The 12,950-nt window shown below is 63.3% G+C and carries 12 protein-coding genes; 3 read left to right on the top strand and 9 right to left on the bottom strand.

All coding sequences use genetic code 11. From position 1 onward, the window contains the following. From AC1Q6C_RS29490 to AC1Q6C_RS29465, 6 genes are all read right to left on the bottom strand, one after another. The coding region (locus AC1Q6C_RS29490) for a copper homeostasis protein CutC (protein WP_492666948.1) at positions 1-756 on the bottom strand (756 nt) is incomplete at its 3' end. Position 757: 1 nt separating this feature from the next. Then, positions 758-1,537 carry a glucosamine-6-phosphate deaminase gene (gene nagB / locus AC1Q6C_RS29485; protein WP_007726140.1) on the bottom strand — a complete coding sequence of 260 codons (780 nt, stop codon included), beginning with the start codon at positions 1,535-1,537 and terminating at the stop codon, positions 758-760. After that, positions 1,525-2,766, bottom strand: coding sequence for an N-acetylglucosamine-6-phosphate deacetylase (locus tag AC1Q6C_RS29480; RefSeq protein WP_230358841.1), 1,242 nt, complete (start codon positions 2,764-2,766; stop codon positions 1,525-1,527). Before AC1Q6C_RS29480 ends, nagB begins: the two co-directional genes overlap by 13 nt. Beyond that, complete coding sequence (gene ptsP / locus AC1Q6C_RS29475; RefSeq protein WP_042445310.1) at positions 2,763-4,436, bottom strand: phosphoenolpyruvate--protein phosphotransferase; 1,674 nt, start codon at positions 4,434-4,436, stop codon at positions 2,763-2,765. The genes AC1Q6C_RS29480 and ptsP overlap by 4 nt, the downstream gene beginning before the upstream one ends. Then, positions 4,436-4,705 (bottom strand): HPr family phosphocarrier protein, encoded by a 270-nt coding sequence (locus AC1Q6C_RS29470; RefSeq protein ID WP_003941322.1) that lies wholly within the window; start codon positions 4,703-4,705, stop codon positions 4,436-4,438. Before AC1Q6C_RS29470 ends, ptsP begins: the two co-directional genes overlap by 1 nt. Before the next feature lie 2 nt (positions 4,706-4,707). Continuing rightward, complete coding sequence (locus AC1Q6C_RS29465) at positions 4,708-6,051, bottom strand: PTS transporter subunit EIIC (RefSeq protein WP_003941307.1); 1,344 nt, start codon at positions 6,049-6,051, stop codon at positions 4,708-4,710. 327 nt (positions 6,052-6,378) lie between these two features. Here AC1Q6C_RS29465 and AC1Q6C_RS29460 point away from each other — a divergent pair, with 327 nt between their 5' ends. Both AC1Q6C_RS29460 and AC1Q6C_RS29455 read left to right on the top strand, forming a co-directional pair. Continuing rightward, positions 6,379-6,609 (top strand): PTS sugar transporter subunit IIB, encoded by a 231-nt coding sequence (locus AC1Q6C_RS29460; protein ID WP_003941324.1) that lies wholly within the window; start codon positions 6,379-6,381, stop codon positions 6,607-6,609. Further along, complete coding sequence (locus AC1Q6C_RS29455) at positions 6,606-7,064, top strand: PTS sugar transporter subunit IIA (RefSeq protein WP_050655246.1); 459 nt, start codon at positions 6,606-6,608, stop codon at positions 7,062-7,064. Before AC1Q6C_RS29460 ends, AC1Q6C_RS29455 begins: the two co-directional genes overlap by 4 nt. Before the next feature lie 54 nt (positions 7,065-7,118). Here AC1Q6C_RS29455 and AC1Q6C_RS29450 read toward each other — a convergent pair whose 3' ends face one another. The 3 genes from AC1Q6C_RS29450 to AC1Q6C_RS29440 all read right to left on the bottom strand — a co-directional run bounded on the left by AC1Q6C_RS29450 (position 7,119) and on the right by AC1Q6C_RS29440 (position 11,607). Beyond that, the gene (locus tag AC1Q6C_RS29450; protein WP_007726130.1) at positions 7,119-7,868 is read right to left on the bottom strand and encodes a GntR family transcriptional regulator; all 750 of its coding nucleotides are present in this window, start codon (positions 7,866-7,868) and stop codon (positions 7,119-7,121) included. A 149-nt stretch (positions 7,869-8,017) separates the two neighbouring features. Continuing rightward, complete coding sequence (locus AC1Q6C_RS29445; protein WP_081558094.1) at positions 8,018-8,791, bottom strand: SWIM zinc finger family protein; 774 nt, start codon at positions 8,789-8,791, stop codon at positions 8,018-8,020. After that, the gene (locus AC1Q6C_RS29440; protein ID WP_230358844.1) at positions 8,788-11,607 is read right to left on the bottom strand and encodes a DEAD/DEAH box helicase; all 2,820 of its coding nucleotides are present in this window, start codon (positions 11,605-11,607) and stop codon (positions 8,788-8,790) included. The genes AC1Q6C_RS29445 and AC1Q6C_RS29440 overlap by 4 nt, the downstream gene beginning before the upstream one ends. A 63-nt stretch (positions 11,608-11,670) precedes the next feature. Here AC1Q6C_RS29440 and AC1Q6C_RS29435 point away from each other — a divergent pair, with 63 nt between their 5' ends. Next, positions 11,671-12,591 carry an NADP-dependent oxidoreductase gene (locus AC1Q6C_RS29435; RefSeq protein WP_050655243.1) on the top strand — a complete coding sequence of 307 codons (921 nt, stop codon included), beginning with the start codon at positions 11,671-11,673 and terminating at the stop codon, positions 12,589-12,591. Positions 12,592-12,950 lie beyond the last annotated feature (359 nt).

Here is a 12,950-nt window from a genome sequence, read left to right as displayed (position 1 = left end):
AAGGGGTGGGGCGCTGGGGGGAAGGGGGGGGGGGAAAGAAAGCCCCACAGCGCGGAGCGCGGCTGCCGCTTCCTGCGCGACTACTGCATCGGTGACGTCGTATCCGTCCGATCCCCCACCAGGTCCGCCGGAAACTGCGACAACCTTGCGCGCCGAGAGATGCACCGCATCGACGCCGACGGCAGCGATTGCCGGGATGTCGTCGACGGTTACTCCGCCACCGGCCATGATCTGGATCCGGCCCGCGGCATGTTCGACCATTCGACCGATCTCGTCGAGTCCCTCATTGCAAGTGTCCGCACCCCCGGACGTCAGCACGCGGGTCACGCCCAGGTCGATCAGTTCGTCCAGCGCGGTCAGACGGTCGGTCACCACGTCCATCGCACGATGTACTGTCACCTCGACTCTCGCCCGGTCCACGCATCCGATGATGCGGCGCAGCACGACGGTGTCGATCGAATTGTCTTCTGTCAGCGCGCCGATCACGATGCCGGAAGCTCCACCGGCCACAGCAGCATGTACGTCGTGCTCCATCACCCACACTTCGTCGGGTGAGAACACAAAACCTCCAGCGCGCGGACGGATCAGCGGGTGAACCGCGATCCCCACCTCCGTCGTAGCCTCGATCACTCCGATGCTGGGCGTCAATCCCCCCGTCGGGCCGAGTGCCGCACACAACTCGACTCGAGTCGCTCCCACCGAACGCGCGATCCTCGCCCCCCGCACGTCCTGCACAGCCAGCTCCAGAACCGTCATGTCAGAAGGACTGCCACGACGGCTTGTGTTCGAGCGCATACCGGTAGTAGTCGGCAAGTTTGAGTGAACTGGCCGCAGCTTCGTCGATGACGACGGTGACATGGCGATGCAATTGCATCACCGAAGCCGGGCAGAAAGCAGACAACGGACCTTCGACGGCAGCGGCGATCGCGTCAGCCTTGCCTTCTCCGGTCGCGATCATCACCAGATGCCTTGCATCGCTGATGGTTCCGAGCCCCTGGGTGAGCACGTGATGTGGGACGTCGTCCACACCGTCGAAGAAGCGTGCGTTGTCGATCCGGGTCTGCTCGGTCAGCGTCTTCACGCGGGTTCTCGAGGTCAACGACGATCCGGGCTCGTTGAAGCCGATGTGGCCGTCGGTACCGATGCCGAGCAACTGCACGTCCACTCCCCCGGCCGCCGCGATGCTCTGGTCGTACCGGGCGATCTCCTGCTCCGGGCACGGCGCTTCACCGTTGGGACTGGACACCATCGCGGGATCCAGGTTGACGTGATCGACGAACTCCGACCGAATCACCGAGTAGTACGACTGCGGATGGCGTTTCGGCAATCCCAGGTACTCGTCGAGCAGGAATGCCCGAGCCAGCGAGAAGTCGAGTTCGGCGTCGCGATGCCTCGCTGCCAGTTCACGATAGGTTCCGATCGGCGACGACCCCGTTGCGAGACCGAGCGTCGTCGCCCCGGCTCTGACGTAGCCTTCGACGATGTCCGCGACGGTCGAGTCGACCTCCGCGGGTGTCGGCTGAATTACGATTTCCATGATTTTTCCTTTCCGGCGACTTTTCCGCCGAGTAGTACACGCCCCAGGCGCAAGTGACGATCGGTGATCAGGATGTCGGCTCGGCAGCCCACGGCTAGCGATCCGATCAGGTCGCCGAGCCCCAGCAGATGCGCTGGGCTCCGAGTTGCCGCTGCGACAGCGTCTTCCAGCGCGACGCCGCCGTCGAAGACGGTGCTGCGCAGCACGTCGAGCAACCTCGCGGTCCCTCCGGCGATCGCGCCGACCGAGCCGTCGGTCGTCGCGAGCCGTGCGACGCCCGCCTGTACGGTGACGTCGAGCGCACCGAGTTGGTAGTCGCCGTCGTCCATTCCCGCAGCGGCCATCGAATCGCTGACCAAGGCGATCTGGTCCGGTCCGACAGCATCGAAGACCATCGACACGGTCTCGGGTGCAAGATGCACACCGTCTGCGATCAGTTCCACCACCATCTCGCCTCTCGCGGCAGCCGCCAGGCACGCCGCGACGGGACCCGGAGATCGATGGTGCAGGGGCGGCATCCCGTTGAAGAGGTGGGTCGCGCTGATCTGTCCGGCCCAATCCCCGTGCACCGCAGCATCGATCCGCGCCGACGTCGTTGCCGCGTCGGCATCGGTGTGACCGAAACTCGGCACGATGTTGCGATGACGCATGATCGCGAGCAACTCTTCGAAATTCTCGGTCTCGGGCGCCAAGGTCATGGACCGCACGGTCCCACGCGCGGCGTCACACACGGCTTCGAGCAGATCCGGATCACCGGGAATGATCGCCGCCGGATCCTGGGCACCGCAGCGGACGCCGTTGATGAACGGCCCCTCGAGGTGGATACCCAGAAGTTCTCCGCGTTCGACCAGATCGGCGAGCATCGTTGCTTGTCGCACCAGATCTGCGCGCGGTGCGGAGACCAGGCTGGCCAGCATTCCGGTCGTGCCGTGCTCACAATGGTGCGCCGCCGCGCGGCTCGCTCCATCGGCGTCGGTGTTCGGGAAACCAGCACCCGCGGCGCCGTGGCTGTGGACATCGATCAAGCCGGGCATGATCACCGCGTCGGTGCGTTCCGGAATGACGACGACGGGTGTGGACGCCACATAGTCCGCAGCCGAGCCGACCCAACTGATCTTTTCGCCGTCCACGACGACGACTCCGTCGTGAATCTTCCCGGCCGGAGATCCGATCACAGTTCCCCGCAATACGATCGGATCGCCGACAGTAGCCGAGCCTGATGTACTCATGCCGACTCGCGAATCCGCGCGACGGCCGCTCTACCCTCGATCGGGTTTCGCGCGCCCCGCGCCGCCGCGGCCATGTCCTTGCACACCGCCAGATCGAGAGAGGCCAGTTGCGCGCGAACTGCGCCCAATGCCGGGACCGACATCGACAGACTCGTCACGCCCAAACCGACCAGAACCGGAGCCAACAGCGGGTCAGACGCGGATTCTCCGCACACACCAACAGGTTTCCCGGCATCGGCGCCAGCCTGACCGACCATCGCGATCAGATCGAGGACCGCCGGCTGCCACGGATCGAGCAGTTGCGCCAGGCCTCCGGCCATACGATCCACGGCGCAGGTGTACTGGCTCAGATCATTGGTACCGATACTGACAAAATCGAGGTGCTCGAGGATATCCTTCGCCCGCAACGCTGCAGCTGGAACCTCGATCATCGCTCCGACCTTGCCGATCCCCCGCGAACGCGCAAGTTCTGCAAAGTCTTTCGCCTCGTCGGCCGTAGCTACCATCGGCGCCATGACCCACAGATCGGCACCCGTCGCATTGCCGGCCGCCGCGAGGGCGTCGAGCTGGCTGATGAGCGTGTCGGGATAAACCGTGCCGACACGGAGCCCGCGGATACCAAGGGCCGGATTCTCCTCGACCCCGAGATCGAGAAACGGCAACGGCTTGTCCGAACCCGAATCGAGAGTGCGGACCACCACCTTCTGTCCGGCGAAGTGCCCGAGCACCGACGCGTACGTCTGTGCTTGCTCCTCCACCGACGGCGCGTCGTGACGCCCGAGATACGAGAATTCGGTACGGAACAGTCCGACGCCCTCGCAATCCGCCGCTCCGGCCCGCGCGGCGTCCTCGAGGGTTCCGATGTTGGCCGACAACCTCACCGCGAACCCGTCACGCGTGCGTCCTGGACCCTGTGCCGAAGCCGACTGCTCTGCCACGAACGATGCTTCGAGGACAGCGCGCTCGCGCATTTCTGCCGAGGGATCGATGGTGACCGTCCCGGTGGTGCCGTCGAGGATAAGAAGTTTTCCCTCCGCCAGCAGATCGGTTCCCGAGCAGTTGACCACGGCCGGGATTCCGAGCGACTTCGCCAAGATTGCGGTGTGGCTGGTCGGACCTCCTTCGGCAGTCAACAATCCGACCACGTCACTGGTGCCCAACGTCGCTGTATCCGCCGGAGCGAGGTCGCGCGCCACCAGGATGTACGGATGACCGGGAGCGGGGATTCCGGGCATCGGTTCCCCGCGAAGAACGGCCACGGCTCGCTGCCCGAGATCGCGCAGATCCGTTGCCCGCTCGGCCATGTACCCACCGAGCGCCGTGAGCTTTTCACAGAATGCGTCGAAGGCGACTGCGACGGCGTGTGCGGTCGGCAGCCCCGATTCCAGGTTCGCCTTGGCCGCCTTCACGATGCCCGCGTCGCGCGCCATCGCAGCCGACGTCGTCAGGATCTCCGCGGAGACGCCCTCGACTGTCTTTGCACGCGAGAGCAGTTCCTCCGCGACGGCGTCCAGTGCCTCACGGATCCTGATCAGCTCCGCCTCGGGACTGCCCGTGATCGGGTCCGCCGCCGAGGTCGGCTCAGGCGTGGAGAATCGCAACCACGGCGCGCAGACCGAACCCGCGCTCACTCCGATACCCGCGATGCGGTTGTCCACACTCGCCGTCATCAGGCTTCGTCCAGTTCGGATGCGAGAAGCTCTGCGAGCGAACCGACCGCAGCGTCGGCGCCGTCACCGTCAGCACGCAAGGTCACCGAATCCCCGAATGCTGCACCGAGAGTCATGACAGACAACATGCTGGAGGCATCGACGGGTTCGCCGTCGCCGAGCGCGATGGTGACGTCTACCGGTAGATCGGCTGCGGCGCGCGCGAAGAGCGCTGCGGGTCGTGCGTGGAGTCCGACGCGGGATCCGATTGTCGTGGTTGCGATCGCCATGTTCAGCGTCCTTCCAGTTCCTTGTCGAGCTTGTTTTCCAGTTCGGCGACGAGCGGGGCGTCGGTGCGGCTGTCACCTTCGGCAGCCAGTGCCAGTTCGGCCTCGAGCAGCGCTGGGTCGGGCTCACCTGCGGCCACCTCGACCTCTTCTTCTCGTCCTGGCGTGCGCAGATTCCACTTCTTGATGACGAAGCTGAAAAGGAAGTAGTAGATCACGGCGTAGCCGAGTCCGATCGGGATCAACATCCATGCGTTGGTTGCCTTGCCGAAGTTCAACACGTAGTCGAAGAAGCCTGCGGAGAACGTGAATCCGTCGTGAATCCCGAGCGCATTGACCAAGGCCATCGACGTTCCGGTCAGGAGCGAGTGGATGACGTACAGGGGCCACGCGACGAACATGAAGGAGAATTCGAGCGGCTCGGTGATACCGGTGAGGAATGCGGTCAGGCCGGTGGAGAGCATGATGCCGCCGACGAGCTTCTTCTGAGAAGGCTTGGCGTTGCGCCAGATTGCGAAGGCTGCAGCGGGGAGGGCGAACATCATGATCGGGAAGAAGCCGGTCATGAACGTACCGGCGGAGGGGTCGCCGGCGAAGAACCGGTTGAGGTCACCGCGAACGATCTGACCGCTCGCGTCCTGGTAGTCGCCGATCAGGAACCACACGGCGGAGTTCAAGATGTGGTGCAGGCCCGTGGGGATCAGGAGGCGGTTCGCTGCGCCGTAAATGCCGCCGCCCACAACGGTATTGGAAGCAACTGCTTCACCGACCCAGTTGAGGCCGGAGTTGAACAAGGGGTACACGAATGCCATCAGGACACCGACCACAAGACCGGTGATCGCTGTCAGGATGGGAACGAGCCTGCGCCCGTTGAAGAACCCGAGATAATCGGGAAGCTTCGTTCGATAGAACCGCTGCCACAAGATCGCCGACAGCAAGCCCATCACGATACCGGCGAGCACACCGTAGTTGATCAGGGATTGATCCCCGTTCGGGTCCGTCTTCCCTTCGAGGACGATCGGCGACATCGCCTTGAACACGCCGTCGATCACCATGTAGCCGACGACGGCTGCCAAGGCAGTCGATCCGTCGGCCTTCTTGGCCCAGCCGATCGCGATACCGACGGCGAAGATCAGCGGCAGCCACGTGAAGACTGCTTGTCCTGCCGCAGAGATCACTGCAGCAGCACTGTGCATCGAACTGAATCGCCCGAGCAGGTCGTCCTGGCCGAGGCGGAGCAAGATTCCCGCAGCCGGCAGAACGGCGATCGGAAGCATCAAGCTTCGGCCGAGGCGTTGAACCCCGGCGAACACTTTCGATTCCTTCTTCGGGGTGTCTTCGAGAGTCATCAAGGACCTTCTTCGTTCGCCGGGCCGCGTCGCGATCGGCCGCTGGTTCTGGAAATTCGGGTGTCGTACACGTGCAGGTTTCGTGAAAATGCAGGTCACGGTTCTTGCTCGGAAGTGAGGCCGAAACCGTTTTGTCGAAACTGTTGTGGAGCCGGACTTCCAACGGGTACTGTCCGGTCATAACCAGTTGTAGTTTTACCTGGTGGAGGCGAGTTGTCAACACCCAAATGTGACATACGTAACCGGGATAGCCTTGACCAGCAACTAGTCAGCCCACCTGTACGACCGTTCAACGATCACGACCAACCCGACAATCAGGAGCAGCAAATGTCGAAAGCGGAAGCAATCATCAAGGGCCTCGGCGGCGCAGAGAACATCGTCGAGATCGAGGCTTGCATCACCCGCCTGCGTACCGAGGTCAAGGACGGAGCGAAGGTGAACGAGTCCGCTCTCAAGGCTGCCGGCGCACACGGCGTGCTCAAAGCCGGAACGGTTGTCCAGGTCATCGTCGGGCCCGAGGCCGACACCCTTGCCGAGGACATCGAGGACATCCTGTGACGGTCGTCCTCGCCCCGCTGCCCGGCCGGGTCGTCGCACTCGCGGACGTCCCGGACCCGGTGTTCGCTCAGCAGATGGTCGGCTCGGGCGTCGCGATCGAACCCGCCCGCGGTCAAGGCCCGCTCACGGTCGTGGCGCCGATCAGCGGAAAGATCCTGAAACTGCACCCCCACGCGTTTGTGATCTTCGGCGAGAAGGCCACCGGCGTGCTGGTCCATATCGGCATCGACACGGTCAAGCTGGAAGGCGACGGATTCACGCTCATCGCCGCCGAGGGTGACACCGTCGATGCGGGTGATCCCATTGTCAGCTTCGATCCAGCGCACATCGACACGACCGGCTACTCGGCGATCTGCCCGGTTGTCGTAATGGATTCCAAACCGGACACCGTCGAATCCCCTTCCGTCGGTGGGGACGTCACCACTGGCGACACTCTGTTCGACTGGTCGGCGTAGCGCAAAGGGCGAGCACACCGGAAGGTGTGCTCGCCCTTTCGCTTCGAACGATGACTATTGGTCGCCGCGCGTTTTGGGCCGCGCTTGGCCCTGGACTTCCATCTGCAACTGGTAGCGGTCGGATCGGTACCAACTGCGAGTGTGCTCGACCGGTGCAATCTCGCTGAACGACACTCGATCGAAGTACAGAACCGGAGCGCCTTTACGAGTGCCCAGGAGAGTCGCGATCTCCGTACTGGCACCATCTGCACTGACTGTCTGCTCTGCCCGATCGATCGGCTTGTCGTACTTGTCGGCGGTTGCCCGATAGATCGAACCCGTCAAGTCCATGTCGAGTAAACCCGGCAACAGTTCGGGATTGAACCAGCCGTCGTCCACGCTCACCGGCTCGCCGTCGGCAAGGCGCAAGCGCTTGACGTGGTAACCGTCGGAACCCGGTCGCATATTCAGTGCGGCAGCAGTGTTTTCGGGGACCGGCCCCTGTTCGCTGACCAGGACCACCGTCGTGGGGTGATGCCCCTGGGCGCGCATTTCCTCGGTGAAGGATGCAAGGTGCAGCTTGGATTGGACAGCACGGTGCGCAACGAAGGTTCCCTTGCCACGCACGCGAACGAGGTGTCCGTCATTGACCAGTTGCCCGATTGCCTCGCGAACGGTGATCCGACTGACGCCGTAGTCCTGCATCAGGTTTCGCTCGCTGGTCATCAAGTCGCCAGGCTGGAGTTCTTGGGTGCACTTGCGCAGGAGAATGGTGCGCAACTGTTCGTGTTTGGGTATTGCGCTGTCGCGCAAATGAACGGGCATCACAGCGACTGTCCCTCCGAGAAATGAATAGTCGTCTATTCGCCGACGACAACGACCTGAAATCGCAGGCAGGTCCCGACCGGACCGGTCCAATTAACGATACTGGAATTTACGACAGGAAACTAGCACCAGTCCGGAGTTGTCCGATTTCAACCGTCCAACCGTCGGTAGATGGACCGTATTTCGTCCAAGGCGACGTTCTGCTGAGCCATGTCCAATCCCAATGCCGCAACCGCCTCGCGCAACCGCCTGATATCCAGATCGTCGATCGCCGCGCGAAAAGGCACCTTCGGTAGCGCAGGGAGGGCAGCCGCGATTCCGAACCAATTCTCGACGTCCACCGAAACAGTCGACTCGTCTTCCACTCCCCCGATCAACTGCTCCAGGTCGACCCCGCGAAGTCTCAGCAACCTGAGCGGATCGGTGTCGATTCGCTCCGCGGTCAAGAACGCCACGGCCGCAGCGTGTTTGCACGGCCAGCCGACATCGGGGCAGGTGCAGTCGAATCGGAAAGCCGACGGGCCGTCCGGTATCAGTTGGGCAGCAAGCATGTCCGGGACAGTGCCGGACACCAGCGCGGCAAGGCTTCCCGGCACTCGGCGGATCTTGGTGATGATGTCGTCGATATCCGATTGATCAAGAGTGTCGATCGACAGCGTGGAAACGAAAGGTTGAAGTTGGCTGCCCTGAACCTCGGCCGTCACCACTCCCGGTTCGATGTCGAGCGCCAAAACCTGACCCGAACGCGCATACGTTCGCCCACGCGTGACACGAGGTTTGTCGCCGATCTCTTCGACGACGCGGACAAAAGCCTTGCCCCAGAATGTTCTCCCGAACGCTGGACGAGGTTTGACCGGCGCGGGTGCTCGCCGTCGGGACCCGGTGTACTCGCTGAAATCGGGGCCCTTGCCGCGCGGACTCATTCGCCCACCGCGTCGTCGCCGAGTCGCAACAACTCGTCCAATTGCTCGACGCTCATCTCCGTCACCCAGTTCTCACCGGTCCCGACTGCAAGTTCGGCGAGTTCACTTTTACTCGCGATCATCGTGTCGATTCGCTCTTCCAAGGTTCCGACGCACACCATCTTGCGTACCTGAACGTTCTTTCTCTGACCGATGCGGAAGACACGGTCCGTCGCCTGGTTCTCTACCGCCGGGTTCCACCATCTGTCGAGGTGAACCACATGGTTGGCCGCCGTGAGATTCAGACCCGTGCCGCCGGCCTTGAGCGAGAGCACCATGATGGGCGGGCCGCCGCCTTCACCTTGGAATGCCTCGACCATGGCGTCGCGCCCGGCTTTCGACACTCCGCCGTGGAGAAACGGAACTTCGGTGGTGAACCGGTCGGCCAGGTACGGCACCACCAATTCGCCGAACTCACGAAACTGTGTGAACAACAGAACCTTCTCGTCGTCGCCGATGACCGACTCGACGATGTCCTCGACCAGTCCGAGCTTTCCCGAACGGTGTTGCCCGCGGCGCATCACCGGCGAACCGTCGCGCAGGAAGTGCGCAGGATGATTGCACACCTGTTTGAGTTTGGTCAGCGCAGACAGGACGGCGCCCTTGCGCTTCATCCCTTCCGTCCCCTTGATCTGCGCCATCATCTCGTCCACCACGGCGCGGTACAACGCGGCCTGCTCTTCGCTGAGATTCGCTCGAACCGTCATCTCCAACTTCTCCGGGAGATCCGCGATCACGGCGGGATCGGTCTTCACGCGCCGCAGCACAAAGGGGGACGTGACGGCTCGCAGTCGCGAGACGGCAAGCTGATCTTTTTCCCGCTCGATCGGTACGACAAACCTTTTGCGGAACATCTGCTCCGAGCCGAGTACACCGCGATTGGCAAAATCGAGGATTGACCGCAGCTCGTCCAGTCGGTTCTCCACCGGCGTTCCGGTCAGAGCAACGCGATGATCCGCGGGGATGCTGCGAGCAGCTCTCGCCTGAGATGTTTTGGCGTTCTTGATGTGTTGAGCCTCGTCGAGCACTACGCGCCGCCAGTCGAGATCCTTGAGGGCCGCGACGTCGCGGGTCATGAGCGCGTAGGTGGTGATCACGAGGTCACTCTCACGAACTGCCTGTTCCAACTCCGCCCCGGTAGCGCGATCCGAACCGTGATGAACGTAGACGCGCAAGCTCGGTACAAATCGCGCCGCTTCACGCTGCCAGTTACCCACAACCGACATCGGGCACACCAAAAGGGTTGCTGTCTTGGACTTCTCGTGCGCAAGTAACGCCAACAGTTGCAGCGTCTTACCCAGACCCATGTCGTCGGCCAGAACAGCGCCGAGCCCGAGAGCACTCATGTACGCCAACCAGTCGAGACCGCGTCGTTGATACGGACGCAAAGTCGCGTTGACCGTCGACGGTACCGCGACCTGCCGCGGAGCCACCGACTGGTCGAGCAGTGCCGAGGCCCATCCAGTTGCTTTCACTTCCTCGACCGGCAGGTCTTTGAGGTCGTCGGCGATCAAGTCCTTGATCAGATCGACGATCGCTCGGTCCCCGCTCGAGTGCCGCTGACTGACAAAACGAGCCGCGCGGGCCAGGACGTCTTTGTCCGCCTGAACCCACTCGCCGCGCAACTGGACCAGATCGAACTTCGCATCGACGAGTCGGGTCATTTCCTCGGCGGTGAGTACCTTGTCTCCGAGCGCCAATTCCCAATCGTATTCCAGCAATTGGTCCATACCGACCGTACGATTCTCCGCAACGATCGGAGATGCCGCCGAGGTCACGCGCACACGCAGGGATGGAGACACCACGTTCCATGCGCGAGGAAGCAGCAGCGTGATCCCTCGCTCTCGCAGGACAATCGCGCCGTGTCCGACCAGGTCCATCACGACAGGTGTGGGCAGCAACAGGTCGAGGCTGTCCTCGTCACGCGGCACGTCGCGAAAACGTGGGTAAGCCTTGATTGCCTCTTCGAGTTTGCGGCTGCCGAGCTGGATACGTTTGGGATCTGCCCGGTGCAGTCGAACACGTTCGGGCGCTTCACCTTCAGGACGCAAACACACTTGCAGACGCCACAGCGCATCGTCGTCGGGATCGGAATTGTCGTCGAGTTCAGGCTCGATCAGCCGCAGAACCAAGTCCGGCTCTCCGGCGGTGAACGTCGACCCCCATTCGGCGAGTCCCTCGGCCGCTCGTACCGACACGTCGTCGAAAGCGTCCCCGGACAACACGGCCTGCCACAGCGGGGTCTGCACCACCGGATGTGAGTCCCCGAGAGCACGACGAACGATCGGGTCCGTGAGTTCGTTCGTGATGTCTTCGATCGTCGCCCTCGGCGAACCGACCGCCCGCTGCACCGGCGGCATCGCCACGACCAGTTCGCCGATCCAGGCGCGCTGGCGTTCCCCCACCGACAACTGCCAGCGTGGCCACCAACTTCCTTCAGCCCGCGTCAGTGCGGGGACCACCCGTCCGGCGCGCACCCACCGGTCTATTCCTCGCGCCACATGTACGAGAAAGTGCAGGTCTCCCGCAATTCGCTGATCGTCGGCCTTGAACCGCAGCAGGAGATCGACTGCGTCCGGCGGCGCCAACGCAACAGCTGCGTACTCACTCTGCAAAGGCCCGCCAGGTACGGGCGGCATAGCGACATTCACACGATGACGGAACTTGCGATGCAGGACAGCACTGACCGGATCACGGGGATCGTCGGTCCCGGCACCCTCGTGCCCGTCGACCCACAGTTTGAGCCCCGATCCCGGTGACCAGAGTCCATGCAGCATCCGACCATCCAATCAGGTGCCACCGACACCACTTCCCGCCTACCGGGCAATAGGCTGGCAGGCATGACGACGGCATACGGCTTCACCGAGTACGGCGGACCCGACACACAGTCCTACTTCGACGTCACCTTGCCCCCACCGGGTGCCGGCCAACTGCTGGTGTCGGTCCGAGCGGCGGGCGTCAACCCCGCTGACTGGAAAGTTCGCGCGGGTACTCGAAAAGATACTGTCCCGGTGACGCTGCCTGCGGTTCTGGGCCGCGAAGTGTCCGGTGTTGTCATCGGAGTAGGTCCGCGGGTCACCGAGTTCGAGGTCGGCGACGAAGTGTTCGGCGCTACCGCGACCGGCTTCGGCGGCTACGCCGCGTCGACATTGCTCAACGTCTCCTCGACAGCACACAAGCCGCCTACCGTGTCCTGGGCCGATGCCGCAGTGCTGACGGTTGCGGCAGGAACGGCCTACGACGCACTCCACGATCTCGGTCTGAAACCCGGGGCGACACTCCTGCTGCTCGGCGCCGGCGGAGGCGTTGGTCGCAGCACGATCGCGCTTGCACTGGCGCGGAGTATCAACGTGATCGGTGTCGCGAGCGAGTCCAAGAGAACCGCGATCGAGGAAGCGGGAGCACGTTGGGTTGCGTCGGGGGACGGCTACGCAGACGACGTGTCCGCGTTGTCCCCAGTCGGAGTGGACGCGGTTTTCGACCTGGTCGGCGGGGACACTCTCACTCGCGGCGCTGAGCTCGCCCGACCGGACGCACCGATCCTGAGCATCGCCGATCCTCTGGCTGCGAGCCGACTCGGCGGCGGTGGTGTCGAACGCCGAAGAACTACAGCAGTATTCACGGAGGTCGCGGCGCTCGTGGCCGACGGGATCCTCGACCCGTCCGTGTCCGGGCGGTACCCATTCTCCCGCGCTGGGGAAGCGCTCGCTGCAGTCGAAGACGGCCATGCCGCCGGCAAAGTAGTGATCGAGTTCGGCTGATTCCTGTCGGCCCCCGATGGTTCAATCACCGTCTACGACGGACGGCGTTGAATCACCGTCTACGACGGGCGGGGGCACAGGTGGTTGCACGGTTATCTGCGATCCTGTCGACGCTCGTGCTCGTATGTCTCGTCGCGTCCTGCGGACGGTTCGGGGACGAGCGTCTCGAGTCGGCCCCGGGCAGCCCGACACGATCGGAGCTCGAATCGCTGCTGTCCCGGACCGCGATTGTCGACAACCGCCCACATCCGGGTGGATACGAGCGCGGCTGCGGTAACGGCGAGGCCCCGTTGACTGAACTAAATGCCGAATGGTGCAGGTCTGAAGGGGTGGGGTCGATGTGGGTCGGTAGCTTGCGG

It is taken from the genome of Rhodococcus sp. MT28 (genome assembly GCF_058792695.1).
This window is presented reverse-complemented; position numbering and strand designations above follow the sequence as displayed.

Bases quoted from the DNA above. Each gene is read 5' to 3' on its own strand.
- AC1Q6C_RS29470 (WP_003941322.1), bottom strand. From the start codon at position 4,705: ATGGCGATCGCAACCACGACAATCGGATCCCGCGTCGGACTCCACGCA.
- nagB (WP_007726140.1), bottom strand. From the start codon at position 1,537: ATGGAAATCGTAATTCAGCCGACACCCGCGGAGGTCGACTCGACCGTC.
- AC1Q6C_RS29450 (WP_007726130.1), bottom strand. From the start codon at position 7,868: ATGCCCGTTCATTTGCGCGACAGCGCAATACCCAAACACGAACAGTTG.
- AC1Q6C_RS29445 (WP_081558094.1), bottom strand. From the start codon at position 8,791: ATGAGTCCGCGCGGCAAGGGCCCCGATTTCAGCGAGTACACCGGGTCC.
- AC1Q6C_RS29460 (WP_003941324.1), top strand. From the start codon at position 6,379: ATGTCGAAAGCGGAAGCAATCATCAAGGGCCTCGGCGGCGCAGAGAAC.
- AC1Q6C_RS29435 (WP_050655243.1), top strand. From the start codon at position 11,671: ATGACGACGGCATACGGCTTCACCGAGTACGGCGGACCCGACACACAG.
- AC1Q6C_RS29465 (WP_003941307.1), bottom strand. From the start codon at position 6,051: ATGACTCTCGAAGACACCCCGAAGAAGGAATCGAAAGTGTTCGCCGGG.
- ptsP (WP_042445310.1), bottom strand. From the start codon at position 4,436: ATGACGGCGAGTGTGGACAACCGCATCGCGGGTATCGGAGTGAGCGCG.
- AC1Q6C_RS29480 (WP_230358841.1), bottom strand. From the start codon at position 2,766: ATGAGTACATCAGGCTCGGCTACTGTCGGCGATCCGATCGTATTGCGG.
- AC1Q6C_RS29440 (WP_230358844.1), bottom strand. From the start codon at position 11,607: ATGCTGCATGGACTCTGGTCACCGGGATCGGGGCTCAAACTGTGGGTC.